28 protein-coding genes are annotated in these 25742 nt (G+C 65.9%); 15 read left to right on the top strand and 13 right to left on the bottom strand.

Going from position 1 to position 25742, the window contains the following annotated elements; genetic code table 11:
• Nucleotides 1-249 precede the first annotated feature (249 nt).
• Nucleotides 250-438 carry a hypothetical protein gene (locus tag CCOS191_RS14575; RefSeq protein WP_023632313.1) on the top strand — a complete coding sequence of 63 codons (189 nt, stop codon included), beginning with the start codon at nt 250-252 and terminating at the stop codon, nt 436-438.
• Nucleotides 439-474: 36 nt separating this feature from the next.
• On the opposite strand, the gene CCOS191_RS14570 is transcribed toward CCOS191_RS14575, so the two are convergent.
• Nucleotides 475-837 (bottom strand): fe2+ zn2+ uptake regulation protein, encoded by a 363-nt coding sequence (locus tag CCOS191_RS14570; protein WP_046855829.1) that lies wholly within the window; start codon nt 835-837, stop codon nt 475-477.
• Nucleotides 838-1037: 200 nt separating this feature from the next.
• Here CCOS191_RS14570 and pvdQ point away from each other — a divergent pair, with 200 nt between their 5' ends.
• Nucleotides 1038-3344, top strand: coding sequence for a bifunctional acylase PvdQ (gene pvdQ / locus CCOS191_RS14565; protein WP_046855828.1), 2307 nt, complete (start codon nt 1038-1040; stop codon nt 3342-3344).
• A 71-nt stretch (nt 3345-3415) separates the two neighbouring features.
• Here pvdQ and CCOS191_RS14560 read toward each other — a convergent pair whose 3' ends face one another.
• A complete protein-coding gene (locus CCOS191_RS14560; protein ID WP_046855827.1) occupies nt 3416-4138 on the bottom strand; it encodes a UDP-2,3-diacylglucosamine diphosphatase in 723 nt (240 codons plus the stop codon).
• Nucleotides 4135-4635 (bottom strand): peptidylprolyl isomerase, encoded by a 501-nt coding sequence (locus CCOS191_RS14555; protein WP_023630093.1) that lies wholly within the window; start codon nt 4633-4635, stop codon nt 4135-4137. The genes CCOS191_RS14560 and CCOS191_RS14555 overlap by 4 nt, the downstream gene beginning before the upstream one ends.
• A 247-nt stretch (nt 4636-4882) precedes the next feature.
• Between CCOS191_RS14555 and CCOS191_RS14550 the strand changes: the two genes are divergently transcribed.
• Both CCOS191_RS14550 and cysS read left to right on the top strand, forming a co-directional pair.
• The gene (locus tag CCOS191_RS14550; protein ID WP_046855826.1) at nt 4883-6586 is read left to right on the top strand and encodes a glutamine--tRNA ligase/YqeY domain fusion protein; all 1704 of its coding nucleotides are present in this window, start codon (nt 4883-4885) and stop codon (nt 6584-6586) included.
• A gap of 9 nt (nt 6587-6595) precedes the next feature.
• Nucleotides 6596-7978, top strand: coding sequence for a cysteine--tRNA ligase (gene cysS / locus CCOS191_RS14545; protein ID WP_046855825.1), 1383 nt, complete (start codon nt 6596-6598; stop codon nt 7976-7978).
• 137 nt (nt 7979-8115) lie between these two features.
• Here cysS and CCOS191_RS14540 read toward each other — a convergent pair whose 3' ends face one another.
• From CCOS191_RS14540 to CCOS191_RS14515, 7 genes are all read right to left on the bottom strand, one after another.
• Complete coding sequence (locus tag CCOS191_RS14540) at nt 8116-9507, bottom strand: sensor histidine kinase (RefSeq protein ID WP_046855824.1); 1392 nt, start codon at nt 9505-9507, stop codon at nt 8116-8118.
• Nucleotides 9485-10165 (bottom strand): response regulator transcription factor, encoded by a 681-nt coding sequence (locus CCOS191_RS14535; protein WP_038706001.1) that lies wholly within the window; start codon nt 10163-10165, stop codon nt 9485-9487. The genes CCOS191_RS14540 and CCOS191_RS14535 overlap by 23 nt, the downstream gene beginning before the upstream one ends.
• A 171-nt stretch (nt 10166-10336) precedes the next feature.
• On the bottom strand, nt 10337-11356 hold the full coding sequence (locus CCOS191_RS14530) for a branched-chain amino acid aminotransferase (RefSeq protein ID WP_038706002.1): 1020 nt from the start codon (nt 11354-11356) through the stop codon (nt 10337-10339).
• Nucleotides 11357-11481: 125 nt separating this feature from the next.
• On the bottom strand, nt 11482-11724 hold the full coding sequence (locus CCOS191_RS14525; protein ID WP_046855823.1) for a hypothetical protein: 243 nt from the start codon (nt 11722-11724) through the stop codon (nt 11482-11484).
• Complete coding sequence (locus tag CCOS191_RS27965; protein WP_156177591.1) at nt 11721-11897, bottom strand: hypothetical protein; 177 nt, start codon at nt 11895-11897, stop codon at nt 11721-11723. The genes CCOS191_RS14525 and CCOS191_RS27965 overlap by 4 nt, the downstream gene beginning before the upstream one ends.
• A 135-nt stretch (nt 11898-12032) precedes the next feature.
• Nucleotides 12033-12386: a hypothetical protein gene (locus CCOS191_RS14520; protein WP_046855822.1), complete on the bottom strand. Its 354-nt coding sequence runs from the start codon at nt 12384-12386 to the stop codon at nt 12033-12035.
• A complete protein-coding gene (locus tag CCOS191_RS14515; RefSeq protein WP_046855821.1) occupies nt 12383-12751 on the bottom strand; it encodes a glyoxalase superfamily protein in 369 nt (122 codons plus the stop codon). Before CCOS191_RS14515 ends, CCOS191_RS14520 begins: the two co-directional genes overlap by 4 nt.
• A 283-nt stretch (nt 12752-13034) precedes the next feature.
• On the opposite strand from CCOS191_RS14515, the gene CCOS191_RS14510 reads away from it, so the two are divergent.
• The 11 genes from CCOS191_RS14510 (at nt 13035) to CCOS191_RS14460 (ending at nt 23114) form a co-directional block, all read left to right on the top strand.
• A complete protein-coding gene (locus tag CCOS191_RS14510) occupies nt 13035-13868 on the top strand; it encodes an urease accessory protein UreD (RefSeq protein WP_046855820.1) in 834 nt (277 codons plus the stop codon).
• Nucleotides 13869-13878: 10 nt separating this feature from the next.
• A complete protein-coding gene (locus tag CCOS191_RS14505; protein WP_046855819.1) occupies nt 13879-14181 on the top strand; it encodes an urease subunit gamma in 303 nt (100 codons plus the stop codon).
• Nucleotides 14182-14191: 10 nt separating this feature from the next.
• Complete coding sequence (locus CCOS191_RS14500; protein WP_046855818.1) at nt 14192-14509, top strand: urease subunit beta; 318 nt, start codon at nt 14192-14194, stop codon at nt 14507-14509.
• On the top strand, nt 14506-16209 hold the full coding sequence (gene ureC, locus CCOS191_RS14495) for an urease subunit alpha (protein ID WP_046855817.1): 1704 nt from the start codon (nt 14506-14508) through the stop codon (nt 16207-16209). The genes CCOS191_RS14500 and ureC overlap by 4 nt, the downstream gene beginning before the upstream one ends.
• Nucleotides 16210-16219: 10 nt before the next feature.
• Nucleotides 16220-16705 (top strand): urease accessory protein UreE, encoded by a 486-nt coding sequence (ureE, locus tag CCOS191_RS14490; RefSeq protein WP_046855816.1) that lies wholly within the window; start codon nt 16220-16222, stop codon nt 16703-16705.
• Between the two features lie 19 nt (nt 16706-16724).
• On the top strand, nt 16725-17270 hold the full coding sequence (locus CCOS191_RS14485) for a HupE/UreJ family protein (RefSeq protein ID WP_046855815.1): 546 nt from the start codon (nt 16725-16727) through the stop codon (nt 17268-17270).
• The gene (locus tag CCOS191_RS14480; RefSeq protein WP_046855814.1) at nt 17270-17944 is read left to right on the top strand and encodes an urease accessory protein UreF; all 675 of its coding nucleotides are present in this window, start codon (nt 17270-17272) and stop codon (nt 17942-17944) included. The genes CCOS191_RS14485 and CCOS191_RS14480 overlap by 1 nt, the downstream gene beginning before the upstream one ends.
• Nucleotides 17945-17955: 11 nt before the next feature.
• A complete protein-coding gene (gene ureG / locus CCOS191_RS14475) occupies nt 17956-18579 on the top strand; it encodes an urease accessory protein UreG (RefSeq protein ID WP_046855813.1) in 624 nt (207 codons plus the stop codon).
• 625 nt (nt 18580-19204) lie between these two features.
• Complete coding sequence (locus CCOS191_RS14470; protein WP_046855812.1) at nt 19205-19720, top strand: sigma-70 family RNA polymerase sigma factor; 516 nt, start codon at nt 19205-19207, stop codon at nt 19718-19720.
• On the top strand, nt 19717-20664 hold the full coding sequence (locus CCOS191_RS14465) for a FecR domain-containing protein (protein WP_046855811.1): 948 nt from the start codon (nt 19717-19719) through the stop codon (nt 20662-20664). The genes CCOS191_RS14470 and CCOS191_RS14465 overlap by 4 nt, the downstream gene beginning before the upstream one ends.
• 65 nt (nt 20665-20729) lie before the next feature.
• Complete coding sequence (locus tag CCOS191_RS14460) at nt 20730-23114, top strand: TonB-dependent receptor (protein ID WP_046855810.1); 2385 nt, start codon at nt 20730-20732, stop codon at nt 23112-23114.
• A gap of 3 nt (nt 23115-23117) precedes the next feature.
• On the opposite strand, the gene CCOS191_RS14455 is transcribed toward CCOS191_RS14460, so the two are convergent.
• From CCOS191_RS14455 to CCOS191_RS14445, 3 genes are all read right to left on the bottom strand, one after another.
• Nucleotides 23118-23729, bottom strand: a complete 612-nt coding sequence (locus CCOS191_RS14455; protein ID WP_046855809.1) for a cell wall hydrolase — start codon at nt 23727-23729, stop codon at nt 23118-23120.
• A 46-nt stretch (nt 23730-23775) separates the two neighbouring features.
• Nucleotides 23776-24693 (bottom strand): AEC family transporter, encoded by a 918-nt coding sequence (locus CCOS191_RS14450; protein WP_046855808.1) that lies wholly within the window; start codon nt 24691-24693, stop codon nt 23776-23778.
• A 132-nt stretch (nt 24694-24825) separates the two neighbouring features.
• Nucleotides 24826-25689 (bottom strand): LysR family transcriptional regulator, encoded by an 864-nt coding sequence (locus CCOS191_RS14445; RefSeq protein WP_046855807.1) that lies wholly within the window; start codon nt 25687-25689, stop codon nt 24826-24828.
• Between the last annotated feature and the right edge of the window lie 53 nt (nt 25690-25742).

The raw sequence follows: 25742 nt of genomic DNA, 5'->3' as shown, positions 1-25742 counted from the left end.
AGGAAATGCCTTCACCCCTGCGCTGCAGGCCCCAAACCATCTAGAGAAAGGGTTCCATGATGGCTTATTGGGTAGCTTACCTAGACATGCATCTACGGGCGCATCTAGACACTACCGTGGGGCAGGGGCAGGAAAGGGGGATTACCGCGTTGGGAGTCGGCAGGAACTGCAGCGAGGGGAAAGCGGCCGAGGTATCATGGCGTCGGCTCCGCTGGAGCCTCATGTCCCCGATGTCGTAAGGAACCTCCGATGACACACGTGCAGCGCCTGAAATATTCGATCCTGATCATCCTGGTGGTCCTGGGGATCATGCTTGGCCTAAGTTACCTGCAGAAGCAGGGCACTATCAGCGAGCAGACATTCCAGTACGTCGCCATCGCCATTGCGGTGGTCGTGGTGGTGATCAACGGGATCCTGCGGCGCAAGGTGAAACCCTGAAGCAGGCGGGCCGGCATATCCTTGCCGGCCATGCGCTCAGCGCGAGGCGGGTTGCTCGAGCACGGCCCGGGCCTGAGGGTTCAGGCTGTAGCATTTGTCGCTGCCCAGGTTGATCACGCCTTCGCTGCACAGGCGCTTGAGCACCTCGCGCACGCTCAGGAACGACAGCGGGATATCCAGCTGCTCGAGTTGCGCATGCACGCCACGCACACCAATGCTGCGGCCATTGCGGCCGGCGGTGTGCAGGGCATCGATGACCTTCAGGCGGATCAGGCTGGTGCGCAGGCCGTAGGCGCGCAGCAGCTCGCGGATCTGTTCGTTGCCCACGCGTTCCTCCTGGGGGGCGGCGGCCTGGTTGGGTGCAGGCTGCGCCGCTAGCGATTGTTGCGGGTTGTACATGTGAATGCTCCTTTTCGTGGACTGTCCCGAAATCATGGGTGCCTCACATCTAAAGACGTTTGAGCTCGACAAAACTGCAACCCCCGGTGAAAAAAATCTGACACGTTCTGTTGAGAACGTTGCAGCACCGCGTCGAACGTAAAATTTTCATCTGGCCATTCGTCTGTTCGGGATGACCCCGATAAGCACGAGGAGTGCCTGTGATCCCTCTTCCCCTGTTTCGCCTGGGCCTTGCCGCCGCCCTGGTCGCTTCCAGCCTGACCCTGCAGGCGCGCGAGGTCGATGGCGAGGCCTCCGCGCAGATCCGTCGCACCAGTTTTGGCGTGCCGCATATCCTGGCCAAGGACGAACGCGGCCTGGGCTACGGCATCGGCTACGCCTATGCCCAGGACAACCTGTGCCTGCTGGCTGGCGAAGTAATGACCGTCAATGGCGAGCGCTCCCGTTATTTCGGTGCCGATGGCAAGACGGTCGAACAGCGTGACAACCTCTCCAGTGACCTGTTCTTTACCTGGCTCAATGAGCCTGCGGTAGTAGAAAGCTTCCTCAAGGCGCAGCCGGTGGCGGTGCGCGACCTGCTTGATGGTTACGCCAACGGCTACAACCGTGCCCTGGGTGAACGACGGGCCGAGGGTCTGCCAGCCGAGTGCGGGGCAGGGGAGTGGCTCCGGCCGATCACCAGCCGCGATTTGGTCAAGCTGACGCGGCGCTTGCTGGCCGAAGGCGGTGTGGGGCAATTCGTCGAGGCCGTGGTTGCCGCCACGCCACCCAAGCTGGCAGCGCAGCGCCCGGTGGTCGACTACAGCGTGGCCCTGGCGCGGCAGGCGCAGTTCGCCGCCGAGCGTGGCAGCAATGCCGTGGCCGTGGGCGCCGAGCGTTCGGCCAATGGTCGCGGGCTGCTGCTGGCCAACCCGCACTTCCCGTGGATTGGCGGGATGCGCTTTTACCAGATGCAGTTGACCATCCCCGGGCAAGTGGATGTGATGGGGGCGGCGTTGCCGGGCCTGCCGGTGGTCAATATCGGTTTCAACCGGCACCTGGCCTGGACCCACACGGTCGACACCTCCAAGCACTTCACCCTCTACCGCCTGCAACTGGACCCCAAGGACGCCACCCGCTACCTGTATGACGGCCAGTCGCTGCCGCTGGAGCGCAAGCTGCTGAAGGTCACGGTGAAGGGTGAGGACGGTACGCTCAGCCAGGTCGAACGCACGATTCACCTGTCGAAGTTCGGCCCTGTGGTGCAATGGCCCGGCCGTCTGGATTGGGACAATCACGCCGCCTACAGCCTGCGCGATGCAAACCTGGACAATACCCGGGTGTTGCAGCAGTGGTACCGGATCAACCGTGCCGACAGCCTGCAGGCGCTGAAGGCGTCGGTGGGCGAGCTGCAGGGCATTCCCTGGGTCAACACCTTGGCAGTGGACGCTGCTGGCCAGGCCTTGTACCTCAATCAGTCGGTGGTGCCCTATGTCGACCAGGGGATGCTGGAGCAGTGCAGCAACCCGGGCGCGTCGGGCCCGCTGGTGGTGCTCGACGGCTCGCGCAGTGCCTGCCAGTGGAAGGTGGATGCGCAGGCGGCCCAACCGGGGATCTTTCCGGCCAACCTGCTGCCGAGCCTGGAGCGGCGCGATTATGTACAGCACGCCAACGATTCGGCGTGGATGGCCAACCCGGCCCAGCCGTTGACCGGCTTCTCGCCCTTGGTCAGCCGTGCCGACCAGCCCCTGGGCCTTCGCAGCCGCTTTGCCCTGCAGCGCCTGCAAGGCAAGGGCAAGCTGGGCAGCGCCGAGCTGCAGCACATGGTGTTCGATGACGAGGTGTACCAGGCCAGCCTGCTGATGCCGGACCTGTTGCAATGGTGCAAGGGCGTGGAGGCGGACATTCAGTCGGTGTGTGCCAGCCTGCAGGCGTGGACCGGCAAGGCCGATCAGGACAGCGGTATCGGCCTGGTTCATTTCATCAACATCGCCGGCGCGTTGGCCGAGCATCCGCAAAGCTGGCGCGTGCCGTTCGACCCGGCCGACCCGCTGCACACGCCTCGTGGCCTGGCGGTGGAGCAGGCCGCGGTGCGCAAGCTGCTGCACGAGGCGGCGCTGGGCTCGCTTGCGCAGGTGAGCAAGGCCGGTATCGCCGCCGACCAGCGGTGGGGGCAGATCCAGCAGGCCGCCGATGGCACGCCGGTACCCGGCGGGCCGCAGGCGTTGGGCGTCTACAACGCGATGGTCAGTGTGCCGGTGGGGCCGGGCAAGCGCCTGGTGGTCAGTGGTTCGAGCTATCTGCAGGTGGTCAGCTTCACCGAGCAGGGGCCGCAGGCCCAAGGGTTGCTGGCGTTCTCGCTGTCGAGCGAGCGGGCGTCGGCGCATGCCGCCGACCAGACACGAGCCTTCGCGGCCAAGCAACTGGCGCCGATACCGTTCACCGAGGCGCAGATCAAGGCTGATCCGCAGTATCGGCAGTATGTGATCAGCGAGCGGGACAAGGGGCAGGTGGTCAGCGCCAAATAGCACCGTTGATGGCAGCGCGGGGCAAGCCCGCTCCTACGAGAATCGTGGGAGCGGGCTTGCCCCGCGCTGTTTCAGGAGAAGTCGAACGGGGCCAGCTGGAAACCCTGTTCATCCACCTGCAATGCCCAGCCACGCCGATCCCAGTCGCCCAACACGATGCGCCGTGCCGGCTGGCCGTCGACCACCAGCTTGTGCAGCGCCGGTCGATGGGTGTGGCCGTGGACCAGGGTGCGCACGCCGTGGGCGGCCATCACCTTGGGCACTTCCTCGGGGGTGACATCGACGATCTCGGTGCTCTTCATGCGTGTCTGCGCGCTGCTTTCGCTGCGCAGCTTGCGCGCCAGCTTGTGCCGCGTGCCCAGCGGCAGGTGCCGCAGGATCCACAGGGTCAGCGGGTTGCGCAGGTAGCGGCGCAGCTTCATGTAGGCCACGTCACGGGTGCACAGGGTGTCGCCATGCATCAGCAGCACCGCCTCGCCACCGAGCTCGACCACGCTGGGGTCGGCGAGCAGGGTGCAACCGGCGGCGTCGCAGAACGCCTGGCCGATAAGAAAATCGCGGTTGCCGTGCATCAGATAGATCGCCGTGCCGCTGTCGCTCAACCGGCGCAGGGCCTGGCAGATCGACTGCTGGAAGGGCGTCATGGCATCGTCGCCGATCCAGGCCTCGAAGAAATCGCCGAGGATGTACAGCGCCTTGGCGTGGCGGGCGCGGCCGTCGAGCAGATCAAGAAACGCCCGGGTAATGTCCGGGCGTTCTTCTTGCAGGTGCAGATCGGAGATCAGCAGTATCACTCAATGATCTCGGCTTTCTCGATGATCACGTCGTCCTTCGGCACGTCCTGGTGGCCGGCCTTGGAGCCGGTGGCGACTTTTTCGATGGCGTCGACGATTTCCTGGCCTTCGATCACTTCACCGAACACCGCGTAGCCCCAGCCCTGGACGTTCTTGCCGCTGTGGTTGAGGAAGTCGTTGTCGGAGGCGTTGATGAAGAACTGCGCGGAGGCCGAGTGCGGCTCCATGGTACGGGCCATGGCGATGCTGTACTTGGTGTTCTTCAGGCCGTTGTCGGCTTCGTTCTGGATGCTGGCGCGGGTTTTCTTCTGGCTCATGCCAGCCTCGAAACCGCCACCCTGGATCATGAAGCCCTTGATCACGCGGTGGAACACGGTGCCGTCGTAGTGGCCTTCCTTGACGTACTGAACGAAGTTCTCGGTGGTCAGCGGGGCTTTCTCGGCGTTCAGTTGCAGGACGATATCGCCGTGGTTGGTGCTCAGTTTGACTTTGGACATGCTGAAATTCGCTCTTTCAAGGCATTCGGGAAATAGGGTGCGCGCTGCGCTCGGACAACCTGACGCAGGATCAGGCAGCCACGGCACACGCCACTGGGGCGCCATTGTGCCGGATTGTAGACCGCTGCGGCGACAAAACGCGCCACTTTGTCGGTGCTCCGGCTGTCAGCAGCTTGACTGCTTCGGCTATGATAGGCCCTTTGATTCAATCGGCCTACCCGGCCGGCTACCTGCATTCAAGGACACTATGAGCAAGCCCACTGCCGACAACGCGCCAAACGCCGCTGCCAAAGGCGCCCCCGCCGTCCCTGTGAACTTCCTGCGGCCGATCGTCCAGGCTGACCTGGACGCGGGCAAGCACCAGAGCATCGTCACCCGTTTCCCGCCGGAGCCCAACGGCTACCTGCACATCGGCCACGCCAAGTCGATCTGCGTCAACTTCGGCCTGGCCAAGGAATTCGGCGGCGTCTGCCACCTGCGTTTCGACGACACCAACCCGGCCAAGGAAGACCAGGAGTACATCGACTCCATCCAGCGTGACGTCAAGTGGCTGGGCTTCGAATGGGCAGGCCCGGTGCGCTACGCCTCGGACTACTTCGACCAGTTGCACGCCTGGGCCGTGGAGCTGATCAAGTCGGGCAACGCCTACGTCTGCGACCTGACCCCCGAGCAGGCCAAGGAGTACCGCGGCAGCCTGACCGAGCCAGGCAAGAACAGCCCGTTCCGCGAGCGCAGCGTCGAGGACAACCTGGACCTGTTCGCCCGCATGAAGGCCGGCGAGTTCAAGGACGGCGAACGCGTGCTGCGTGCCAAGATCGACATGGCCTCGCCGAACATGAACCTGCGCGACCCGATCCTGTACCGCATCCGCCATGCCCATCACCACCAGACCGGTGACAAGTGGTGCATCTACCCCAACTATGACTTCACCCACGGTCAGTCGGACGCCATCGAAGGCATCACCCACTCGATCTGCACCCTGGAGTTCGAAAGCCACCGTCCGCTGTACGACTGGTTCCTCGACAAGCTGCCGGTGCCGGCGCACCCGCGCCAGTACGAGTTCAGCCGCCTGAACCTGAACTACACCATCACCTCCAAGCGCAAGCTCAAGCAACTGATGGACGAAGGCCACGTCGAGGCCTGGGACGATCCGCGCATGTCGACCCTGTCGGGCTACCGCCGCCGCGGCTACACCCCGGCCTCGATCCGCAACTTCTGCGAGATGATCGGCACCAACCGTTCCGACGGCGTGGTCGACATGGCGATGCTCGAGTTCAGCATCCGTGACGACCTCGACCGTACCGCGCCGCGCGCCATGTGCGTGCTGCGCCCGCTGAAGGTGGTCATCACCAACTACCCCGAGGGCCAGGTCGAGCAGCTCGAACTGCCGCGCCATCCGAAGGAAGACATGGGCGTGCGCGTGCTGCCGTTCGCCCGCGAGCTGTACATCGACCGCGACGACTTCATGGAAGAGCCGCCCAAGGGCTACAAGCGCCTGGAGCCGGCCGGTGAAGTGCGCCTGCGCGGCAGCTACGTGATCCGCGCCGACGAGGCGATCAAGGACGCTGACGGCAACATCGTCGAGCTGCGCTGCTCGTACGACCCGGACACCCTGGGCAAGAACCCCGAAGGCCGCAAGGTCAAGGGCGTGATCCACTGGGTGCCGGCCGAGGGCAGCATCGAGTGCGAAGTGCGCCTGTACGACCGCCTGTTCCGCTCGGCCAACCCGGAGAAGACCGAAGACGGCGGCACGTTCCTCGACAACATCAATCCCGATTCGCTGCAGGTGCTCAGTGGTTGTCGCGCGGAACCTTCCCTGGGCCAGGCCCAACCGGAAGACCGCTTCCAGTTCGAGCGCGAAGGCTACTTCTGCGCCGACCTGAAAGACTCCCAGCCGGGTCGCCCGGTGTTCAACCGCACCGTGACCCTGCGCGATTCGTGGGGCAGCTGAGGAACCTTCGTGCTTACCATCTACAACACGCTGAGCAAGACCAAGGAAGTTTTCAAGCCGCTGGACGGCAACAAGGTGCGCATGTACGTGTGCGGCATGACCGTGTACGACTACTGCCACCTGGGCCACGGCCGCAGCATGGTGGCCTTCGACCTGGTCACCCGCTGGCTGCGCAAGAGCGGCTATGAGCTGACCTATGTGCGCAACATCACCGACATCGAAGACAAGATCATCAACCGGGCGAAGGAGAACGGTGAGCCGTTCGACGCGCTGACCGCCCGCATGATCGACGCGATGCACGAGGACGAGCGCCGCCTGAGCATCCTCAAACCGGACCTGGAGCCGCGGGCCACCGACCATATCCCCGGCATGCACGCGATGATCCAGACCCTGATCGACAAGGGCTACGCCTACGCGCCGGGTAATGGCGACGTGTACTACCGGGTCGGCAAGTTCGTCGGCTACGGCAAGCTGTCGCGCAAGAAGATCGAAGACCTGCGCATCGGCGCGCGCATCGAAGTCGACGAGGCCAAGCAGGACCCGCTCGACTTCGTGCTGTGGAAGGGCGTCAAGCCCGGCGAGCCCTATTGGGATTCGCCGTGGGGCCCGGGCCGTCCGGGCTGGCACATCGAATGCTCGGTGATGTCCACTCGCTGCCTGGGCGAGAGCTTCGACATCCACGGTGGCGGCAGCGACCTGGAGTTCCCGCACCACGAGAACGAGATCGCCCAGAGCGAGGCGGCAACCGGCAAGCCGTACGCCAACGCCTGGATGCATTGCGGCATGATCCGCATCAACGGCGAGAAGATGTCCAAGTCCTTGAACAACTTCTTCACCATCCGCGACGTGCTCGAGAAGTACCACCCGGAAGTGGTGCGTTACCTGCTGGTGGCCAGCCACTATCGCAGCGCGATCAACTACTCCGAGGACAGCTTGCGCGACGCCAAGGGCGCGCTCGAGCGCTTCTACCATGCGCTGCGTGGCCTGCCGCGCGTGGCTGCCCAGGGTGGCGAGGCGTTCGTCGAGCGCTTCACCGTGGCGATGAACGACGACTTCGGCACGCCTGAGGCCTGCGCCGTGCTGTTCGACCTGGTGCGCGAGATCAACCGCCTGCGTGACAGCGACCCCGAGGCCGCCGCCGGCCTGGCGGGTCGTCTGCGCGAGTTGGGGGATGTGCTGGGTGTGCTGCAGCTGGAAGCCGATGACTTCCTGCGCGCCGGCGCCGAGGGCAAGGTCGATGCCGCTGAAGTGGAGGCGCTGATCCAGGCGCGTCTGCAGGCGCGCAGCGACAAGAACTGGGCCGAATCCGACCGCATCCGCGACCAGCTGGCCGCCATGGGCGTGGTGCTGGAGGACAGCAAGGGCACCACTACCTGGCGCCTGGCTGACTGATCGGCGCCAGAGGGGCTGCTGCGCAGCCCTTTCGCCGCGGTTCATCGCCACGACAAGCCGGCTCCCACACTCAGGCCATGCGCCGTCCCTGTGGGAGCCGGCTTGCCGGCGAAAGGGCCGCAAAGCGGCCCCCCTCTTTATTGAACAGCCCCAACCAATGGGCAGTGCAGCACCAATCTCGCCCCACCCAGTTCGCTGGCCCCCACCTCCAAGCCGAACCCATGCAGGTCGACGATCGCCGCGACGATCGACAGCCCCAGCCCGAACCCCGCATGACGATGGCCTTCCTCGCTGCGGTAGAAGCGCTTCAACACTGCCTCGCGCTCATCCGCCGGAATCCCCGGCCCACTGTCCTCGACTGCAATATGTACGCCGGCCTCGTCCTCGCTGGCGACGATACGCACCTGTCCGCCCTCGGGGGTGAACTTGATCGCGTTGCCCACCAGGTTGGCCAGTGCCTCGAACAGCAACTCCCGGTCGCCATGCAGCGCCGCCAGCTGTGCAGGCTGCTCCAGGTGCAGGCGAATGCCGCCATCCTCGGCCAGCGGCAGGTAGAAGTCATGTAGCTCCACCAGCAATGCCTGCGGGTCGAGCCGGACGAAGCCAGCGCGGCGCTGGCGGTCTTCCAGCTCGCTGATGCGCAGCAGGCCGCGAAAGCGTGCCATCAGCGTGTCGGTCTCGCCGATCGCCTGGTCCAGCGCCGCGCCTTCGGCGGAGTCGCTGCCGCTTTGCTGGCGGATGCGGTAGAGCTGGGCACGCAGGCGTGTCAGCGGCGTGCGCAGGTCGTGGGCGATGTTGTCACAGACGCCCTTGACCTCGTGCATCAGCCGCTCGATGCGGTCGAGCATGGCGTTGACGATGGCGGCGAGCATGTCCAGCTCATCGCGCCGGGCCGACAGGGGCAGGCGGTGGGTGAGGTCGCCGGCGACGATCAGTTCGGCCTGGGCCTGGATCGCGCGGATGCGCTTGAGTGGCCTGCGCCGCAGCAGGTACCAGCCGGCGAAGCCGGGGATCAAGGTCAGCGAGATACCCCAGAGCAGGGCGTCGAGGATGATCCTCGTCACCACGAACAGCGAGCCATTGTCGCGCACCAGCACCAGCCAGCGACCGTCCTGCACCTTGATCGCCACGGCATCGCAGCTGTCGCGGGGCAGGTGCGGATCGTCGGCGTCCAGGCAGCGCTTGAGCTCGTGGACCTTGCCGTCCAGGCCCAGCTCCGAGGGTATCGCCCGGATGCGCCCGCCGATCGGGTTGAGCTGGGCGTCGAACAGGCCGTAGGCGTCGAAGCTGCGTTCCTCGAAGGCCTGGCTTGCCACCAATGCGTCGTCCAGCTGCTTGCCGCTCATGTGGGCGAACAGGTGCTGGCGTTGCAGCATCGAGTGGCGGGTGAGCTTGTTCAGGTAGCTGGTGACCTCGAAGTACAGCACCCCCATGAGGATGCTGCTCCAGGCCACGAACAGGAAACTGTACAGCGCCAGCAGACGGCTGGTGGATGAGCTCCAGCCCTTAGACGGGTTCGGCAATGGCATAGCCGGAGCCCCGCACGGTGCGAATCAGCGGGTTCTGGCCGGGCGAGTCGATCTTCTTGCGCAGGCGGCCGATGTGCACGTCGATCAGGTTGGTGCCAGGGTCGAAGTGGTAGCCCCAGACCTCCTCGAAGATCATCATCCGGGTGATCACTTGGCCGGAGTGGCGCATCAGGTACTCGAGCAGCTTGTATTCGGTGGGCAGCAGGTTCAGCGCCTGTTCGCCGCGGCGGGCTTCGTGGCTGATCAAATCCAGCTCGAGATCGGCGACCTGCAGACGGGTCTGGGTCATCGGCACGCTGTTGCGGCGCAGCAGCACCTCGACCCGGGCGGCCATTTCGTCGGAGGCGAACGGTTTGGTCAGGTAGTCGTCACCGCCGGCGCGCAGGCCGCGCACACGCTCGTCGACGTCCGACAGCGCGCTGATCATCAGGATCGGCGTGGCGATCTTCAGGTTGCGCAGGGTGGTGACGATGGTCAGGCCGTCGACCTCGGGCAGCATGCGGTCCAGGGTGATCAGGTCGTAGCCGCCGGCGATGGCCTTGGCCAGGCCTTCACGGCCATTGTCGGCCCAGTCGACTTCCAGACCGTGGCTGGACAGTTCGGCGACGATTTCCTGGGCGGTGACAGCGTCGTCTTCGATGGTCAGTACGCGTGGCATGCTGGTTCCTGGGCGGCGAGTGGAGACTTGATTGTGCCAAAGAATAGACAACCGGCGATTTAAGAAAAATTCATCTACGCAACACCGCCGTGGCTGACTGGGCGATGGCGTATCGGCAAAGAAAAGGGGCGTGCCATTGCTGGCACGCCCCTTTCTCATGACGGCACAGGCTTAGACGACCTTGACGATCCAGCCCGCTGGTGCCTCGACGTCACCGCTCTGGATGCCGGTCAGCTCGGCGTACAGCTTCTGCGTCACAGGGCCGACTTCGGTTTCGCTGTGGAATACGTGCAGCTTGCCGTTGTACTGGATGCCGCCGATCGGCGTGATCACCGCGGCAGTACCGCAGGCGCCGGCTTCGACGAAGCGGTCGAGCTTGTCGATTTCCACGTCGCCTTCGATGACTTTCAGGCCCAGGCGCGATTCGGCCAGCTCCATCAGCGACAGGCGGGTGATGCCTGGCAGTACCGAGACCGACTTCGGCGTGACGAATTCGTTGTTGGCGGTGATGCCGAAGAAGTTGGCCGAGCCGACTTCCTCGATTTTCTTGTGGGTCAGCGGGTCGAGGTAGATGCAGTCGGCGAAGCCGGCTTTCTTCGCTTCATAGCCCGGCTGCAGGCTGGCCGCGTAGTTGCCGCCAACCTTGGCCGCGCCGGTGCCTTGCGGGGCGGCACGGTCGAAGTCGGAGATGAGGAATTTGTGCGGGGTCATGCCGCCCTTGAAGTACGAGCCGACCGGGATGGCGAAGACCGAGAAGATGAACTCGGGAGCGGTGCGCACGCCGATGTTGTCACCGGTGCCGATCACGAACGGACGCAGGTACAGGGCGCCCTTGCCGTGCGGCGGAACGAACTTTTCGTTGGCCTTGACCACCTGCTTGCAGGCTTCGATGAACTGTTCGGTCGATACCCGTGGCATCAGCAGGCGGTCGCAGCTGCGCTGCATGCGCGCGGCATTCTGGTCCGGGCGGAACAGGTTGATCGAGCCATCCTTGCAGCGGTAGGCCTTCAGGCCTTCGAAGCACTGCTGGCCATAGTGCAGGGCTGTGGAGCCTTCACTGATGTGCAGCACGTTGTCTTCGGTCAGGGTGCCCTTGTCCCACTCGCCGTTACGCCATACGGACAGGTAACGTTTGTCGGTCTTGATGTAGTCGAAACCCAGCTTGTCCCAGTTAATGCTTTCGTTACTCATGACACCCTCATTGCTCTTGCCCGAACACGGCGGGCTGCTTTTATATGCGCACCCCGCCACCTTAATACATCCGGCGCGGATCGGGAACGGCCAGTCACACAATCCGCCGGGCGTGTTCGTTCGGGTCAGTCGCTGTCGCGATGACGATTACGATGAACGAACAGGCCTGAGCCTGTGCAGAGCAGAAATGTCACCCACATAAACGACTCCACGCCCAGGTACAGGCCCTGAGGAAGGAACCGCCAAACCAGCACGCCTGCGACAAACAGAGACAGCCCGGCCCATTTGCGTACCGTTGCAGCGCGAAGGTTGTGGTGGAGCACGGCTGCTGCAAGGGTGAGCAGCGCCGCGGCGATGAAGGCATTCATGGGTGTGCCTGGATAATCAGGGAATGGCTGGAGCGCTGCGGCCAGGTACCTGCGCAGTGGGTTGCCTCAGCACACACCATCCTGTCGCCGGTGTGATAAGTCGCCAACCAGCTGTAAACATCAAGCACGATGCCGCGGTTGGCGATGACTTGATAGGTTTTCTCGAATTGCACTGTGACTTCCCTTTCGTTGCCGGGGCGTGTTTCCCAGGGCCTGACAGTGAAAGGTTTTTGCAGTTGAACGAAGATCCGTGCTTCCGAGTTGGCTGTGGGATTTTTCTGTGATTTTGACCCGGGCGAGGGTCGGCCTCAGCGCAAGCGCCGGTTCCAGTCCCCGCCATGATCGCGCCAGCATGCCTCCTCGCTGTCGAAGCGCACGTGCCAGGCCACGTGGTCCAGCGCGATGCCTGCATCGCTCAGTGCCTGGGCCGTCAGCGCGATCATCCGTGCCTTGTCGGCGCCGGCCAGCGCGCGGGCCTTGTCGGTGTCGTCGGTGAACACCCAGGTGATGCGCAGGCTGGCGGGGAAGTCGTCGAGGTCCACCTGGTGGGTGAGCCAGGCGAAACCGACGATCTCGCCCTGAGCAGTGGCGCAGGCTTCGGTCAGGCAAGCGACCATCTCCCGCTCCAGGCGCGCCAGGGTGCGCTTGCCGCTGGCCATCAGACGTTGTCGATCTGCTGGCAGAAGCGCAGGCGGTTGCCGAACGGGTCGGCCACCTGCATTTCCAGGCCCCAGTCGACCGCCTCGGCCTGCGGGCGGGCGTAGCCGTAGCGCTTGGCCAGCAGTTCGCGCTCCAGCGCCTTGAGGTCCTCGACCCGAGCGAACACCGCCGAGCCCGGTGTGGCGTCGCCGTGGTGCTCGGACAGGTGCAGGATCAAGCCGTCGCGGTGGATCTGCATGTACAGCGGCAGGTCCGGGGCGAAGCGGTGTTCCCAGTCGAGCTGGAAACCCAGGAAATCAAGATAGAACTCCCGGGCCTTGTCGACCGAGAAGATCCGCAGGATCGGAATGGCGGGGGCGAATTGCATGGGGGCGTCCTTGGCTCGAAAAGGGGCAGGGTGGCCACTTTAGCCTACTTCGCCACGCCGACAGGCACTTGAATTGCGCGTTCGGACGCAGCCGCTCTGGCCCGCAGCCTTGCGGCATGACTGACGGTCCGAAAGTTTCATCATCGTTCATCTGCGCAGTTGGCCCGCTCCCTGCTATATCCCTCCAGCGAATATTGATCGAGTGGTCAGCCCGGCGCGCCTGCAAGCGCCCGGCGCAGGGCCCTCATCCGGCCGTGAGGCCATGGATTTCAGGGGTTTGAGGATGTCGTTGGCGCAGCAGATCGACCCACCGCAGGCAGACCCGGGCTGGAGTGCCCACCTGCAGTTGCGCTTCGTCCAGCGCGAGGGTGTGACCCGCCTTGGTGCGCGGCGTCATGTCGGACCTCTTTTGGTGCAGCGGCCGTTCTATCCGGAGGGTGCGCCATGCCATGTCTATGTGCTGCACCCGCCAGGGGGCATCGTCGCCGGCGACCGCCTCGAACTTGATGTCCACCTCGAGCCCGGCAGCCATGCCTTGCTGACCATGCCCGGCGCGAGCAAGTTCTACCGCAGCATCGGCCCCACCGCGCGGCTCGCCCAGCGCTTTCAGCTCGCCGCCGGCAGCACCCTGGAATGGCTGCCGCAGGACAGTATCTTTTTCAACGGCGCCCGCGCCTGCCTCGACAGCCGTTTCAGCCTTGAGCCCGGCGCGCGCCTGCTGGCCTGGGAGACGCTGTGCCTGGGCCGTCCGGTGATGAACGAGCGCTTCGAGGAGGGCGCACTGGACAGCCGCCTGCGCATCGAACTGCCCGGCGAGCCGGGCCTGCACGAGCGCCTGCGCATCGAGGGCGGGCTGCTGGACAAGGTCGCCGGGCATCCGTTGCTCGCCACCTTCTGCGCAGTACCCGCCGACTCGGCGGTGCTGGAGCGGGTGCGCCAGATCCTCGACGAACTCGACACCCCAGCCGGCGCGACGCTGCTCGGCCCACTGCTGGTGATCCGCCTGCTCGACCACGACAACCAACACCTGCAACGCAACCTGCAGCGCCTCTGGCACCTGCTGCGCCCGGCCGTGCTTGGCCTGGCGCCGTGCCCGCCGCGCATCTGGGCCACCTGAGAGAGCCGCCATGGAGCTGACCCCGCGAGAGAAAGACAAACTGCTGCTGTTCACCGCCGCCTTGCTGGCCGAGCGGCGCCTGGCCCGTGGCCTGAAACTGAACTACCCGGAGGCGGTGGCGTTGATCAGCGCCGCGGTGCTCGAAGGCGCCCGCGATGGCCGCACGGTGGCCGAGCTGATGAGCCTGGGCCGTGAGGTGCTGGCGCGCGAGCAGGTGATGGCGGGTGTGCCGGAAATGCTGCACGACGTCCAGGTCGAGGCGACCTTCCCCGACGGTACCAAGCTGGTGACCGTGCATGAACCCATCGTTTGAGGAGCCCGGCATGATCCCCGGAGAAGTCCAGGTCGCCGCAGGCGACATCGAGCTCAATGTCGGCCGCCAGAGCGTCAGCGTCAGCGTGGCCAACCATGGTGATCGCCCGGTACAGGTGGGCTCGCACTATCACTTCTACGAAGTCAATGACGCCCTGGTGTTCGAGCGCGAGCCGACCCGGGGCTTTCGCCTGGACATTCCGGCCGGCACCGCGGTGCGCTTCGAGCCGGGGCAGGCGCGCACCGTGCAATTGGTGGCCTACGCCGGCAAGCGCGAGGTGTACGGCTTTCAGGGCAAGGTGATGGGCGCGCTGGAGGGCAGGGTATGAGCCGCATTTCCCGCCAGGCCTACGCCGACATGTTCGGGCCTACCGTCGGTGACCGCGTGCGCCTGGCCGACACCGCGCTGTGGGTGGAGGTGGAGAAGGACTTCACGATCTACGGCGAGGAGGTCAAGTTCGGCGGCGGCAAGGTGATCCGCGACGGCATGGGGCAAGGCCAGATGCTTGCGGCCGAGGCCATGGACCTGGTGCTGACCAATGCGCTGATCATCGACCACTGGGGCATCGTCAAGGCCGATATCGGCGTCAAGCATGGCCGTATCGCCGCCATCGGCAAGGCCGGCAACCCCGATGTACAGCCCGGCGTCACGGTACCGGTGGGGCCGGGCACCGAGGTGATCGCCGCCGAAGGCAAGATCGTCACCGCCGGCGGCATCGACTCGCATATCCACTTCATCTGCCCGCAGCAGGTGGAAGAGGCGCTGACCAGCGGCGTGACCACCTTCATCGGCGGCGGCACCGGCCCGGCCACCGGCACCAACGCCACCACCTGCACCCCCGGGCCCTGGTACCTGGCGCGCATGCTCCAGGCCGCCGACTGCCTGCCGATCAACATCGGCCTGCTGGGCAAGGGCAATGCCTCGCGGCCCGAAGCCCTGCGCGAGCAGATCGCCGCTGGCGCCGTGGGCCTCAAGCTGCACGAGGACTGGGGCTCGACGCCGGCCGCCATCGATTGCTGCCTGGGCGTGGCCGAGGAGATGGACATCCAGGTGGCGATCCATACCGACACCCTCAACGAGTCGGGCTGCATCGAGGACACCCTGGCCGCCATCGGCGAGCGTACCATCCACACCTTCCACACCGAAGGGGCGGGCGGTGGACACGCGCCGGACATCATCCGCGCGGCGGGCCAGGCCAACGTGCTGCCGTCCTCGACCAACCCGACGCTGCCCTACACCGTGAATACGGTGGACGAGCACCTGGACATGCTCATGGTCTGCCATCACCTGGATCCGAGCATCGCCGAGGACGTCGCCTTCGCCGAGTCGCGTATCCGCCGCGAGACCATCGCCGCCGAGGACATCCTCCACGACATGGGCGCCTTCGCCATGACCTCGTCCGACTCCCAGGCCATGGGCCGGGTCGGCGAGGTGGTGCTGCGCACCTGGCAGGTGGCGCACCAGATGAAGCTGCGCCGTGGCCCGTTGGCCCCGGACAGCAGCTACAGCGACAACTTCCGGGTCAAGCGCTACATCGCCAAGTACACCATCAACCCGGCGCTGACCCACGGTATCGCCCACGAGGTCGGCTCGGTGGAGGTGGGCAAGCTGGCCGACCTGGTGCTGTGGGCGCCGGCGTTCTTCGCGGTCAAGCCAGCGCTGGTGCTCAAGGGCGGGATGATCGCCACGGCGCCGATGGGCGATATCAATGGCTCGATTCCGACCCCGCAACCGGTGCACTACCGGCCGATGTTCGGCGCACTGGGCGCGGCGCGGCATGCCACGCGCATGACCTTCCTGCCCCAGGCCGCCCTGGATCGTGGCCTGCCCGAGGAGCTGAAACTGCAGAGCCTGATCGGTGTGGCCCATGGCTGTCGGCGGGTACGCAAGGCCGACATGCTCCACAACTCCCTGCAACCGCTGATCGAAGTCGACGCGCAGACCTACCAGGTACGCGCCGACGGCGAGCTGCTGGTGTGCGAGCCGGCGCACGAATTGCCGCTGGCGCAGCGTTATTTCCTGTTCTGAAGGAGCGAACATGATTGTCCTCACACGGCGAGTCACTGCAGCCGAAGCCATCACCGGCAGCGTCACCCTGAATGTCGACAGCCGCATCAAGAGCCGTCTGCGCGTCACCCTCGACGACGGCCGCGAGGCCGGGCTGATGCTCGAGCGCGGCCATCTGCTGCGCGGCGGCGAACTGCTGGCCGATGCCGATGGCCAACAGGTCATTCGCGTGCTCGCCGCGCCCGAGGCTGTCTCGACCGTGCGCTGCGCCGACCCGCACCTGCTGGCCCGCGCCGCCTACCACCTGGGCAACCGCCATGTGCCGCTGCAGATCGAACCGGGCCTGTTGCGCTTCCAGCACGACCATGTGCTCGACGACATGCTGCGTGGCCTGGGGCTGGAGGTGGTTGCCGAACAGGCGCCGTTCGAGCCCGAGGCCGGTGCCTACCAGAGCGCCCCCCACAGCCATTCCCACGGCCACGACCACCCGTTCGTGCGCCTGCCAGCCCATTCCTGACCTCTCCCTGGAGCCCACAATGAAAAAGACCTTCGCCCTGGTACTGCTGATGGTGGCCTTGCCGGCCTTCGCCCATCCCGGCCACGACAGCAACCCGTTGCAGGATGGCCTGCTGCACCCGCTGACCGGCCTCGATCACTTGCTGATGCTGCTTGGCACCGGCGTACTCGCCGCCCTCACGCGACGCAACCTGACCTTGCCATTGGCGACCTTGGCGGCGATGTTCGGCGGCGCGGTGTGCGGCCATCTGTTCGGCGATGTGCTCGGCATGGAGCAGATGATCCTCGGCTCGCTGCTGGTGGCCGCCGCCGCCATGCTGCTGCCGAGCCGTCAGTTGCTGCTGTCGCTGATCATGCCGGTGTTCGCCCTGTTCCACGGTTGGGCCCATGGCGTGGAAGCCACCCCCAGCGCGTTCTGGCAGTTCAGTGCCGGTTTCGTCACGGTCAGCGGCCTGCTGCTGGCGGCGGGCTTCGGCGTCGGTTGCCTGCTGCGGCGCCATGCCGGCCTGCAGAAGGCTTTCGGCGGTGGCCTGCTGGCGGGCGCTGCGCTGGTGCTGGCCGGCTGATGCACACTGATCTGGCGCTGCTGCGCTTGCTGCAGTTGGCCAGCCCGGGTTTGCCGGTGGGCGGCTTCACCTACTCGCAAGGCCTGGAATGGGCCGTGGAAGCCGGTTGGGTGAAGGATGCCAAAGGCTTCGCCGCCTGGCAGCGCGAGCAGTTGCACGACACCCTCGGCCACCTCGACTGGCCATTGCTGGCGCGCCTGTACAAGGCCTGCCAGGCCGACGATGCCGACGCCTTCGCGCACTGGAGCCAGTTTCTTTTGGCCAACCGCGAGACCGCCGAACTGCGCCTGGAAGAACGCCAGCGCGGCAGCGCCCTGGCGCGTCTGCTCGATGGCTGGCAATTGGGGCAGGAGCCAGCCTGGCGCGCCAGCCTCGAGCTCAGCCAGCTGGGCGGCATGGCCTGGCTCGGGGCGCACTGGTCGATCCCGCTGCGCCAGCTCGCCCTGGGCCATGGCTTCGCCTGGCTCGAAGGCGCGGTGATGGCGGGGGTGAAACTGGTGCCGTTCGGCCAGCAGGCCGCCCAGACCCTGCTGCGCGACCTGGGCGAGGAACTGCCCGGCGTGCTCGATCATGCCCTGGCCCTGAACGACGAACAGCTCGGCGGCGGCCTGCCGCTGCTGGCCATCGCTTCGTCGCGCCATGAAACCCAATACACCCGTTTGTTCCGTTCCTGAGGACTGCCACGATGCAAAACTACCAGCAACCCCTGCGTGTCGGCGTCGGTGGCCCGGTCGGCTCCGGCAAGACCGCGCTGCTCGAAGCCCTGTGCAAGGCCATGCGTGATCAGTACCAGATCGCCGTGGTGACCAACGACATCTATACCAAGGAAGACCAGCGCATTCTCACCGAAGCGGGGGCTTTGGAGCCTGAGCGTATCGTCGGCGTCGAGACCGGCGGCTGCCCGCACACGGCGATCCGCGAGGACGCCTCGATGAACCTGGCCGCCGTCGAGGCGCTGGCGCGCCAGTTCGGCAACCTCGAGGTGATCTTCGTCGAGAGCGGCGGTGACAACCTCAGCGCCACCTTCAGCCCGGAGCTGGCCGACCTCACCATCTATGTGATCGATGTCGCCGAGGGCGAGAAGATCCCGCGCAAGGGCGGGCCGGGCATCACCAAGTCGGATTTCCTGGTGATCAACAAGACCGACCTCGCGCCCTATGTGGGGGCGTCGCTGGAGGTGATGGAACGTGACACCCGGCGCATGCGCCCGGAGCGGCCGTGGACGTTCAGCAACCTGAAGAAGGGCGAGGGGCTGCAGGCAGTGATCGATTTCATCGTCGAGCGCGGGATGCTGGGGGTCGGGCGGTAGAGGTGCGGTAACCATGAGGCCGAGCACAGCCCGCGCAGTGCTTCGCCTCACGGCTGCCGGCCCTGTCCCGTGGCGCCAATACGTCCTCAAGCACGACTTCCTACAAGTCAAAGGCGCGCTTTTAAGCGGCGAAGCGGTCTTTTCCTAACGCTGCCTGGCATGGATGACGGATAGAGTCTGTCGGGCTGCAGGAGAAAGCGCTTTGCCTGCGCAAACGAAATCAGGAATCACTGAAAGGACACTGTATGAAAAAGGTTGTACTGGCCGCGTTGCTGGCATCTGCAAGTTTGACCCAGATTGCCTATGGGAATGAGCCGGCGAGCTCTCCCGAAGGCGCTTCACTGTACTTCCAAAGCAGCATTGTCGAGAAGACGCTGCGGGTTGCCGCCACATTTGTCGGTGACGTTGGATCAAGCGCATGCCCGGCCGGGACCGCTCGAACTCCATCTGGTAGCTGCCAGCCCCCATTTGAGTTCGATTCATGTAGCGCGGGGTGAGAAATCCCGTGAAATGGAGCTGATCTGCGAGAACACAATCGCATGCCCTGTCAGGGCCGATGCTATTGGCCAATGTACTGAAGTCAATTAGAATCAGTCTCATTTACACCCGCATCAGCGTGCCATTGATGACCGAGTCCACTGCGGCACCCGAACCCTCGCTAAGCGCTCTCTATCAAGCACATCGCGGCTGGCTGCAGGGCTGGCTCCAACGGCGCCTGGGCGACACCTGGGCGGCTGCCGACCTGACCCAGGACACCTTCCTGCGCGTGCTGGCCGCGCAGCAGGCCCGGACCCTGCCCAGCTTGCGCGAACCCAGGGCGTACCTGCTCACCGTCGGCCGTCGGCTGCTGGTCAATCACTATCAACGACGTTCCCTGGAACAGGCCTATCTCGAGGATCTGCGCCAGTTGCCCGAAGCGCAGGCAGCGTCCCCGGAGCAGCGTTGGTTGCTGCTGGAAACCCTGCAGGCCCTCGATGAACTGCTCGATGGACTGCCCCGCCCGGTGCGCCAGGCGTTTCTCTGGTCGCAGCTGGAGGGCCTGGACTACGCCAGTATCGCCGCCCGCCTGCGGGTCAGTGAGCGCACGGTCAAGCGCTACATGGTCAGGGCCTACGAGCATTGCCTGTTGGTGGATCTGTGAGCGCGCGCACCGATGATGCCGCGCGGCGACTGGCCCGCGAGGCGGCGCAATGGCTGGCCTTGCAGGATGCCGGTGGGCTGAGCGCCGAGCAGCGTGACGACCTGGGGCGCTGGCGTGAGCGCAGCGCTGCCCATGAGGCGCTGTGGCAGAAGGCCGAGGCGCTGCGCCGACGCTTCAGCGAGGTGCCGGCACCGTTGGCGGCGGCTTGCCTCGACCGCCCCGATCCGCACCGCCGTCGCCTGTTGGGGCAGGCACTTGCCCTGGGAACCCTCGCTCCACTGGGGTGGCTGGGTTACCGGCAATTGCCGGTGGACAGCTGGCGCGCCGACCTGCGCACCGCCACCGGCGAGCGTCGCGGCCTGACGTTACCTGATGGCAGCCGCCTGCAGTTGAACACGGCCAGCGCGGTGAACCTCGATTTCAGCGGCGGTCGCCAACAGGTGCAACTGGTCGCAGGCGAGATAGCCGCGGACAGTGTCGGGGCGCTGCTGGTGCAGACCCGGCAGGGCGTGTTGCGCGCCTGGGGAGCGAGCTTCTGCGTGCGCCTGGGCGAGCGGGATTGTGCCGTTTCGGTCAACCGTGGCCAGGTCGACCTGCAACCGTTGTCCGGCCCAGGCGCGCGGCTCGCTGCCGGACAGCGTGCGCTGCTCGGTGCCACCGGCATCGGTGCCGCACAGGCGTTCGATGCGCAGTTGCCAGGCTGGCAGCAGGGCTTGCTGCTGGCCGACAACCAGCCGCTGGGCGAGTTGCTGCGTGAGCTTCGGCGCTATCGCCCGGGCCTGCTGCGCTGGGAGCCGGCACTCGAGCGCCTGGCGGTGACCGGCACCTTCCAGCTTGACGATACTGACCGCATCCTTGCATTGCTGGCTGCGAGCCTGCCGCTGGCGGTGCATTACCGCACCCGTTACTGGGTGTCGCTGACACCGCGTGAAAATACTGCCTGACGGCTGTCCCTTTTTCCCCGCTCACCGGTCATTCAGGGCATCACCCTCCAACAAGAGCATTGCGGATGTCCCTGAACCCTCTGATTCGCCCCTTGTCCACGCCTGTGCTGTTGCTCGCCCTGGGTTTGCCAGGGATGGCCTGGGCCGATGATGCGCCACGGCGCAGTTACCAGGTCCCGGCTGGCAGCCTGGCCGCCGCGCTGACCCGCTTTGCCGGCCAGGCCGGGGTCAGCCTGTCGCTCGACCCGGCGCTGGTGGCCGGGCATGGCAGCAATGGGCTTGCCGGCGAGTACGCTGTCGAAGAGGGCTTCACGGCATTGCTGCGGGGCTCGGGCCTGCAACTGGTGCCGGCCGGGCAGGGCAGCTACACCCTGGTGCGGCAGATGGCGCCGGGCGACAGCGCCCATGAGCTGCCCAGCACCACCATCAATGGCCAGGGCATCGGCTCGGCCAGCGACACCTACGCCGGTGGCCAGGTGTCGCGGCGTGGCAGCCAAGGCCTGCTGGGCGAGCGTGACTACATGGACACGCCCTTCAGTATCACCTCCTATACCAGCGAGCTGTTGCAGAACCAGCAGGCCCGGACCCTGGCCGATGCCGTGGCCAACGACCCGTCGGTACGCACCACCAATCCGTCCGCCGGGCGCTTCGAGCAGTTCTCGGTGCGCGGCTTCAGCCTGTACAACAGCGATGTCGCCTACGGTGGCCTGTATGGAGTGCTGCCGACCTACTCCATCGACATGGAAATGGTCGAACGCGTCGATATTCTCAAGGGGCCCGGTGCCTTGCTGGGCGGGCTGGCACCCAATGGCAGCGTTGGCGGTGGGGTCAACATCGAACCCAAGCGCGCGGGCGAGACGCCGCTGACCGAGTTCACCGCGTTGTACGCCTCGGCTGGTCAAGGGGGAGGGCATGTGGACATTGGCCGGCGTTTCGGCGAAGGGCAGCGTTTCGGCCTGCGCCTGAACGCGGTGCGCCAGGCCGGCGACACAGAATGGGACCACCAGCGCCTGGAACGCGAGGCTTCGGTGCTGGGTTTCGATGTGCGCGGCGAGCGCTTGCGGATGTCGCTGGATGTCGGCCATCAGCAGCGCGATGTCGACGCACCGATGGAGCGGGTCGGCCTGAATCCTGGGGTCAAGGTGCCGCACGCCAAGGCCATCCACCACAACTTCGCCCAACCTTGGAGCTACTCGCGGGCCGAGGACACTTTCGGCGCGGTGCGCGGCGAATACGATGTCAGCGATAACTGGATGGTCCATGGCGCGCTGGGTGCGCGCAAGGGCGACTACGACTTCCTGCGCCACGCGGTGCAGGTCACCAATGATGCCGGGCGCTTCAGCGTCAGCCCTCGGGCGTTCCAGCGCGAGGAGGAAGTGATCACCGGTACTGTCGGGGCGCGGGGCTGGTTCGATACCGGCGCGGTCGGCCATACCCTGAACATCAGCCTCAATCGCTTCGACATGACCTTCGACAACAGCGGCGCGCGCTATGCCGCAGGGGTGAGCAACCTGTTCGACCCGGTGGCCCTGGCTGCGCCCGGCACGCCGACGGCGCTGGACAACCCGACCCACACCAAGACGCTGCTCTCCAGCCTGGCCCTGGCCGACACCCTGAGCCTGGCCGAAGACCGCGTGCTGCTCACCCTCGGCGCCCGGCTGCAGCGGGTCGAGGTCGACAGTTCCGAGCCTGGCGAGCCCGACCAGCGCTACGACGAACATGCCACCTCGCCGGCCCTGGGGCTGGTGTGGCGCAGCAGCGAGCAGTTGTCGCTGTATCTGAACTACATGGAGGGGCTCACCCAGGGCCAGGTGGCGCCGGAGACGGCGAACAACGCCGGCAAGGTGTTCGCGCCCTATCGCAGCAAGCAGGTGGAGGTGGGCGCCAAGTACGACGCCGGCAGCTTCAGCACCACCCTCAGCCTGTTCCGTATCGACAAGCCGGCCTACTACACCGATGCGCAGAACAACCTGCGGGCCGATGGCGAGCAACGCAACCAAGGGCTGGAACTGAACCTGTTCGGCGAACCCCTGGCCGGCGTGCGCCTGCTTGGCGGGGCGATGCTGCTGGACGCCGAACAGACTCGCACCGCCGACGGGCGCAACGATGGCAACCGGGCCATCGGCGCGCCGATCGTCAACGCCAACCTGGGCGTGGAGTGGGACCTGCCGGCGGTGGCCGGGCTGACGCTCAGCGCTCGGGTGATCCACACCGGCAACCAATACCTGGATGCGGCCAACCAGCAGAAGATCGATGCCTGGCAGCGCTATGACCTGGGCGCGCGCTATGCGCTGAAACTGGGCGGCAAGGCGGTCACCTTGCGCGCCAGCGTGGAAAATGTGCTCGACAAGGCTTACTGGGCTTCAGCCAACGTGCCGGAAGGCACCGCCACTGGCCTGACCTTGTCGACGCCGCGGACCTGGCTGGTATCGGCGACGGTCGGGTTCTAATGTCTAGCGGGCCAGGGCCTGGTTCGGTTTGTAGAACAGGAAATGCGTGGTCTGGGCCGTCTTGCGATAGGCCTTGGCCCAGTCGGGGCGGACGCTGCGGTCATGGAAATACAGGGCGCCGCCGGTGGGGTCCTTGAGCTGCTGGTTGAGTGCCTTGCGGGCGATTTCCTTGGCCACGGCGTAGCGCTGCTCTTCCTCCACCTGGTCGGGGCGCCCGTCGCACCACCAGGAAAACTGGCAGCTCTTGCTCTCTACCCCCTGCTTGACCACGCCGCAGATGCTGTCGGGAAAGCCTTCGTGGCCGAGGCGATTGAGCACCACGCTGGCCACCGCGCTCATGTCCTCGGCGTCGGCGCCCTTGGCTTCCCAGTAGATGGTGCGGGCCAGGCAGGTGATGCTGTCGTCCATCGGCGCCTGGCCCACCGGATCGACGGCCTGGACTTCGCCGGGGGTCAGGGTTTCCTGTTTTTTGGGCGGTGGGGCATCCTCGACCACCTTCTCCTCGAGCACCTGCGCCTTGTCTTCGGCAACGGCGGCCTGCTGGCTTTCGGCAGCGGGGAGGGGGCCTGCAAGCAGGGTCAGGGACAGACCGAACAGCATCCACGCAAGGCGCATGATCGAGACTCCGCGAGAGGGCTGTCCACAGTCTAGCCGTTCGGTTTCAATTCAGTGTCAGGCTCAGCACCAGGGGCAGGGTCGCGGCGGCGGCGATGGTCTGCAGGGCGATGATGGTGGCCATCAACGGGGCGTTGCCGCCCATCTGCCGGGCCATCACATAGGACGACGACGCGGTGGGCAGGGCCTGGAACAGCACCGCCACCACTGCGGCCTGGCCGCCCAGCCCGAGCAACCGGCACAGGCCCCAGGTGGTCACCGGCATGACCAGGAACTTGAACAGCGACGCGGCCAGCACCGGCCTGACCTGCTGCCCCAGCCGCGCCCCGCCGAGCGCCGCGCCGACGCACAGCAGGCCCAGCGGCAGCGCCGCCTGGCCCAGGGCCTTGACCGTGGGTTCCAGACCGGCCGGCAGGCCGAGGCCGGTTACCCGCAGCAACAGGCCCGCCGCGCAGCCGATGATCAACGGGTTGGCGAAGATCGCCTTGAGCACTGTGGTCGGTGAGCTGTGGCGTGCGCTGAAGCGGGCGAACACCAGTACGCAGAGCAGGTTGACCAGCGGCACGATGGCGGCGTTGGCCACCGCCGCGAGGGCGATGCCGGCAGTGCCGTAGAGGCCGGCGGCCAGGGTGGCGCCGATGTAGTTGTTGAAGCGCACGCCACCCTGGAACACCGAGGTGAAGTCGCCGCCGTCATGGCTGGCGACGCCCTGGTAGAGCACCAGCAGCAGGGCGCCGAGCAGGGTCGCGAGCATCAGCACACCGACCATGCCCAGCACTGGCACGCCGTCGAGGTTGGCGGTGGCCAGGCCGTGCAGGAACAACGACGGCAGCAGCACGTAATAGCTCAGGCGTTCGGCGCCGGGCCAGAAGGTCTCGGCGAGAAAGCCACGGACCCGCAGCCAGGTGCCCAGGGCGATGAGCAGGATGATCGGGACGAGGGTGGTGAGCAGCAGGTGGAGCATGGCGGGTGGTCCGTGGCCGGGTACGGGCACAGACTAGCGGAGTTGAGTGAGCAGAAAAAACGGTGTTTTCTTGAGTTACTGTTGAGAAAAAATGCATTGTCCAGGGCTGCTGCGCAGCGCTTTCGTCGGCGTTCAAGCCTCGATCGCGGTCTTCAACACCGCACTCAGGTGTCGCCGCTGGCTCTTTTCATGTTCCAGCAGCACCATGCGCCGGGTCAGTTGCGGTTCACCGAACGGCAGCACGGTGGCGGCTGGCAGCCGTTCGAGGTCGTCGTCGCTCATGGGGATCACCGCCACCCCGAGCCCCATGGCCGCCATGCGCGCCAGGGCTTCCTGGCTGTCCAGCTCCATCTGCTCGTTGACCTGCAGGCGCTGACGGCGCAGTTCCTGTTCGATCTGGCGGCCGGCCCAGGCGCGTTTGTCGAAGCGCAGGAACGGCTGGCTGGCGAGCAGCGCCGGCAAGCTCTGGCCCGCCAGATCCGGGCTGGCGATGGCCCAGAAGCGGTCCTCGAACAGCGGCGTGTACTGCAGGCTTTGCGGGTAGGGGCTGACCGGTTCGGTGGTGATCGCCGCGTCCAGCTCGCCATCTTCGACCCGCCGGGCGAGTTCCGCAGACATGCCCGACACCACGCTGACATGCAGCTCGGGGTGGTGCGCCTTGATCCACACCAGTGCCCTGGGCAGACGCCGGGCGAGCACGGTGTGGATCGCGCCGATACGCAGGCGACCGCGCAGGCTCGGGCCGCTGGCCAGGGTGTCGGCCAATTCGTCGTAGGCAGCCAGGATGCCTTCGGCGCGGGCCACCGCCAGCTGCCCGGCCTCGGTCAGCATCACCTGGCGGCGGCTGCGGTCGAACAGGGCGACCTGCAGCTCGTCTTCCAGGGTCTTGATGTGCAGGCTCACCGCCGAAGGGGTCAGGCTCAGCAGGTCGGCGGCGCGGGCGAAGGTGCCATGGCGGGCGATAGTGACCAGGGTGCGCAGGGCTTTGAGGGACACGCGAGGCTCCGGTTCGTGACGTGGCAGGCTAAGGCGCAAGGGCCTGGGTACGA

This window comes from Pseudomonas sp. CCOS 191 (assembly GCF_001007005.1).
GTDB classification, from domain to species: domain Bacteria; phylum Pseudomonadota; class Gammaproteobacteria; order Pseudomonadales; family Pseudomonadaceae; genus Aquipseudomonas; species Aquipseudomonas soli.
The sequence above is the reverse complement of the archived record's forward strand: the minus strand, read 5'-3'. Positions and strand labels throughout refer to the sequence as shown.

Bases quoted from the DNA above. Each gene is read 5' to 3' on its own strand.
- CCOS191_RS14575 (WP_023632313.1), top strand. From the start codon at position 250: ATGACACACGTGCAGCGCCTGAAATATTCGATCCTGATCATCCTGGTG.
- CCOS191_RS14570 (WP_046855829.1), bottom strand. From the start codon at position 837: ATGTACAACCCGCAACAATCGCTAGCGGCGCAGCCTGCACCCAACCAG.
- CCOS191_RS14555 (WP_023630093.1), bottom strand. From the start codon at position 4,635: ATGTCCAAAGTCAAACTGAGCACCAACCACGGCGATATCGTCCTGCAA.
- CCOS191_RS14550 (WP_046855826.1), top strand. From the start codon at position 4,883: ATGAGCAAGCCCACTGCCGACAACGCGCCAAACGCCGCTGCCAAAGGC.
- CCOS191_RS14540 (WP_046855824.1), bottom strand. From the start codon at position 9,507: ATGCCATTGCCGAACCCGTCTAAGGGCTGGAGCTCATCCACCAGCCGT.
- CCOS191_RS14535 (WP_038706001.1), bottom strand. From the start codon at position 10,165: ATGCCACGCGTACTGACCATCGAAGACGACGCTGTCACCGCCCAGGAA.
- CCOS191_RS14530 (WP_038706002.1), bottom strand. From the start codon at position 11,356: ATGAGTAACGAAAGCATTAACTGGGACAAGCTGGGTTTCGACTACATC.
- CCOS191_RS14525 (WP_046855823.1), bottom strand. From the start codon at position 11,724: ATGAATGCCTTCATCGCCGCGGCGCTGCTCACCCTTGCAGCAGCCGTG.
- CCOS191_RS14515 (WP_046855821.1), bottom strand. From the start codon at position 12,751: ATGCAATTCGCCCCCGCCATTCCGATCCTGCGGATCTTCTCGGTCGAC.
- CCOS191_RS14510 (WP_046855820.1), top strand. From the start codon at position 13,035: ATGTCGTTGGCGCAGCAGATCGACCCACCGCAGGCAGACCCGGGCTGG.
- CCOS191_RS14505 (WP_046855819.1), top strand. From the start codon at position 13,879: ATGGAGCTGACCCCGCGAGAGAAAGACAAACTGCTGCTGTTCACCGCC.
- CCOS191_RS14500 (WP_046855818.1), top strand. From the start codon at position 14,192: ATGATCCCCGGAGAAGTCCAGGTCGCCGCAGGCGACATCGAGCTCAAT.
- ureC (WP_046855817.1), top strand. From the start codon at position 14,506: ATGAGCCGCATTTCCCGCCAGGCCTACGCCGACATGTTCGGGCCTACC.
- ureE (WP_046855816.1), top strand. From the start codon at position 16,220: ATGATTGTCCTCACACGGCGAGTCACTGCAGCCGAAGCCATCACCGGC.
- CCOS191_RS14485 (WP_046855815.1), top strand. From the start codon at position 16,725: ATGAAAAAGACCTTCGCCCTGGTACTGCTGATGGTGGCCTTGCCGGCC.
- CCOS191_RS14480 (WP_046855814.1), top strand. From the start codon at position 17,270: ATGCACACTGATCTGGCGCTGCTGCGCTTGCTGCAGTTGGCCAGCCCG.
- ureG (WP_046855813.1), top strand. From the start codon at position 17,956: ATGCAAAACTACCAGCAACCCCTGCGTGTCGGCGTCGGTGGCCCGGTC.
- CCOS191_RS14470 (WP_046855812.1), top strand. From the start codon at position 19,205: ATGACCGAGTCCACTGCGGCACCCGAACCCTCGCTAAGCGCTCTCTAT.
- CCOS191_RS14460 (WP_046855810.1), top strand. From the start codon at position 20,730: ATGTCCCTGAACCCTCTGATTCGCCCCTTGTCCACGCCTGTGCTGTTG.
- CCOS191_RS14455 (WP_046855809.1), bottom strand. From the start codon at position 23,729: ATGCGCCTTGCGTGGATGCTGTTCGGTCTGTCCCTGACCCTGCTTGCA.
- CCOS191_RS14450 (WP_046855808.1), bottom strand. From the start codon at position 24,693: ATGCTCCACCTGCTGCTCACCACCCTCGTCCCGATCATCCTGCTCATC.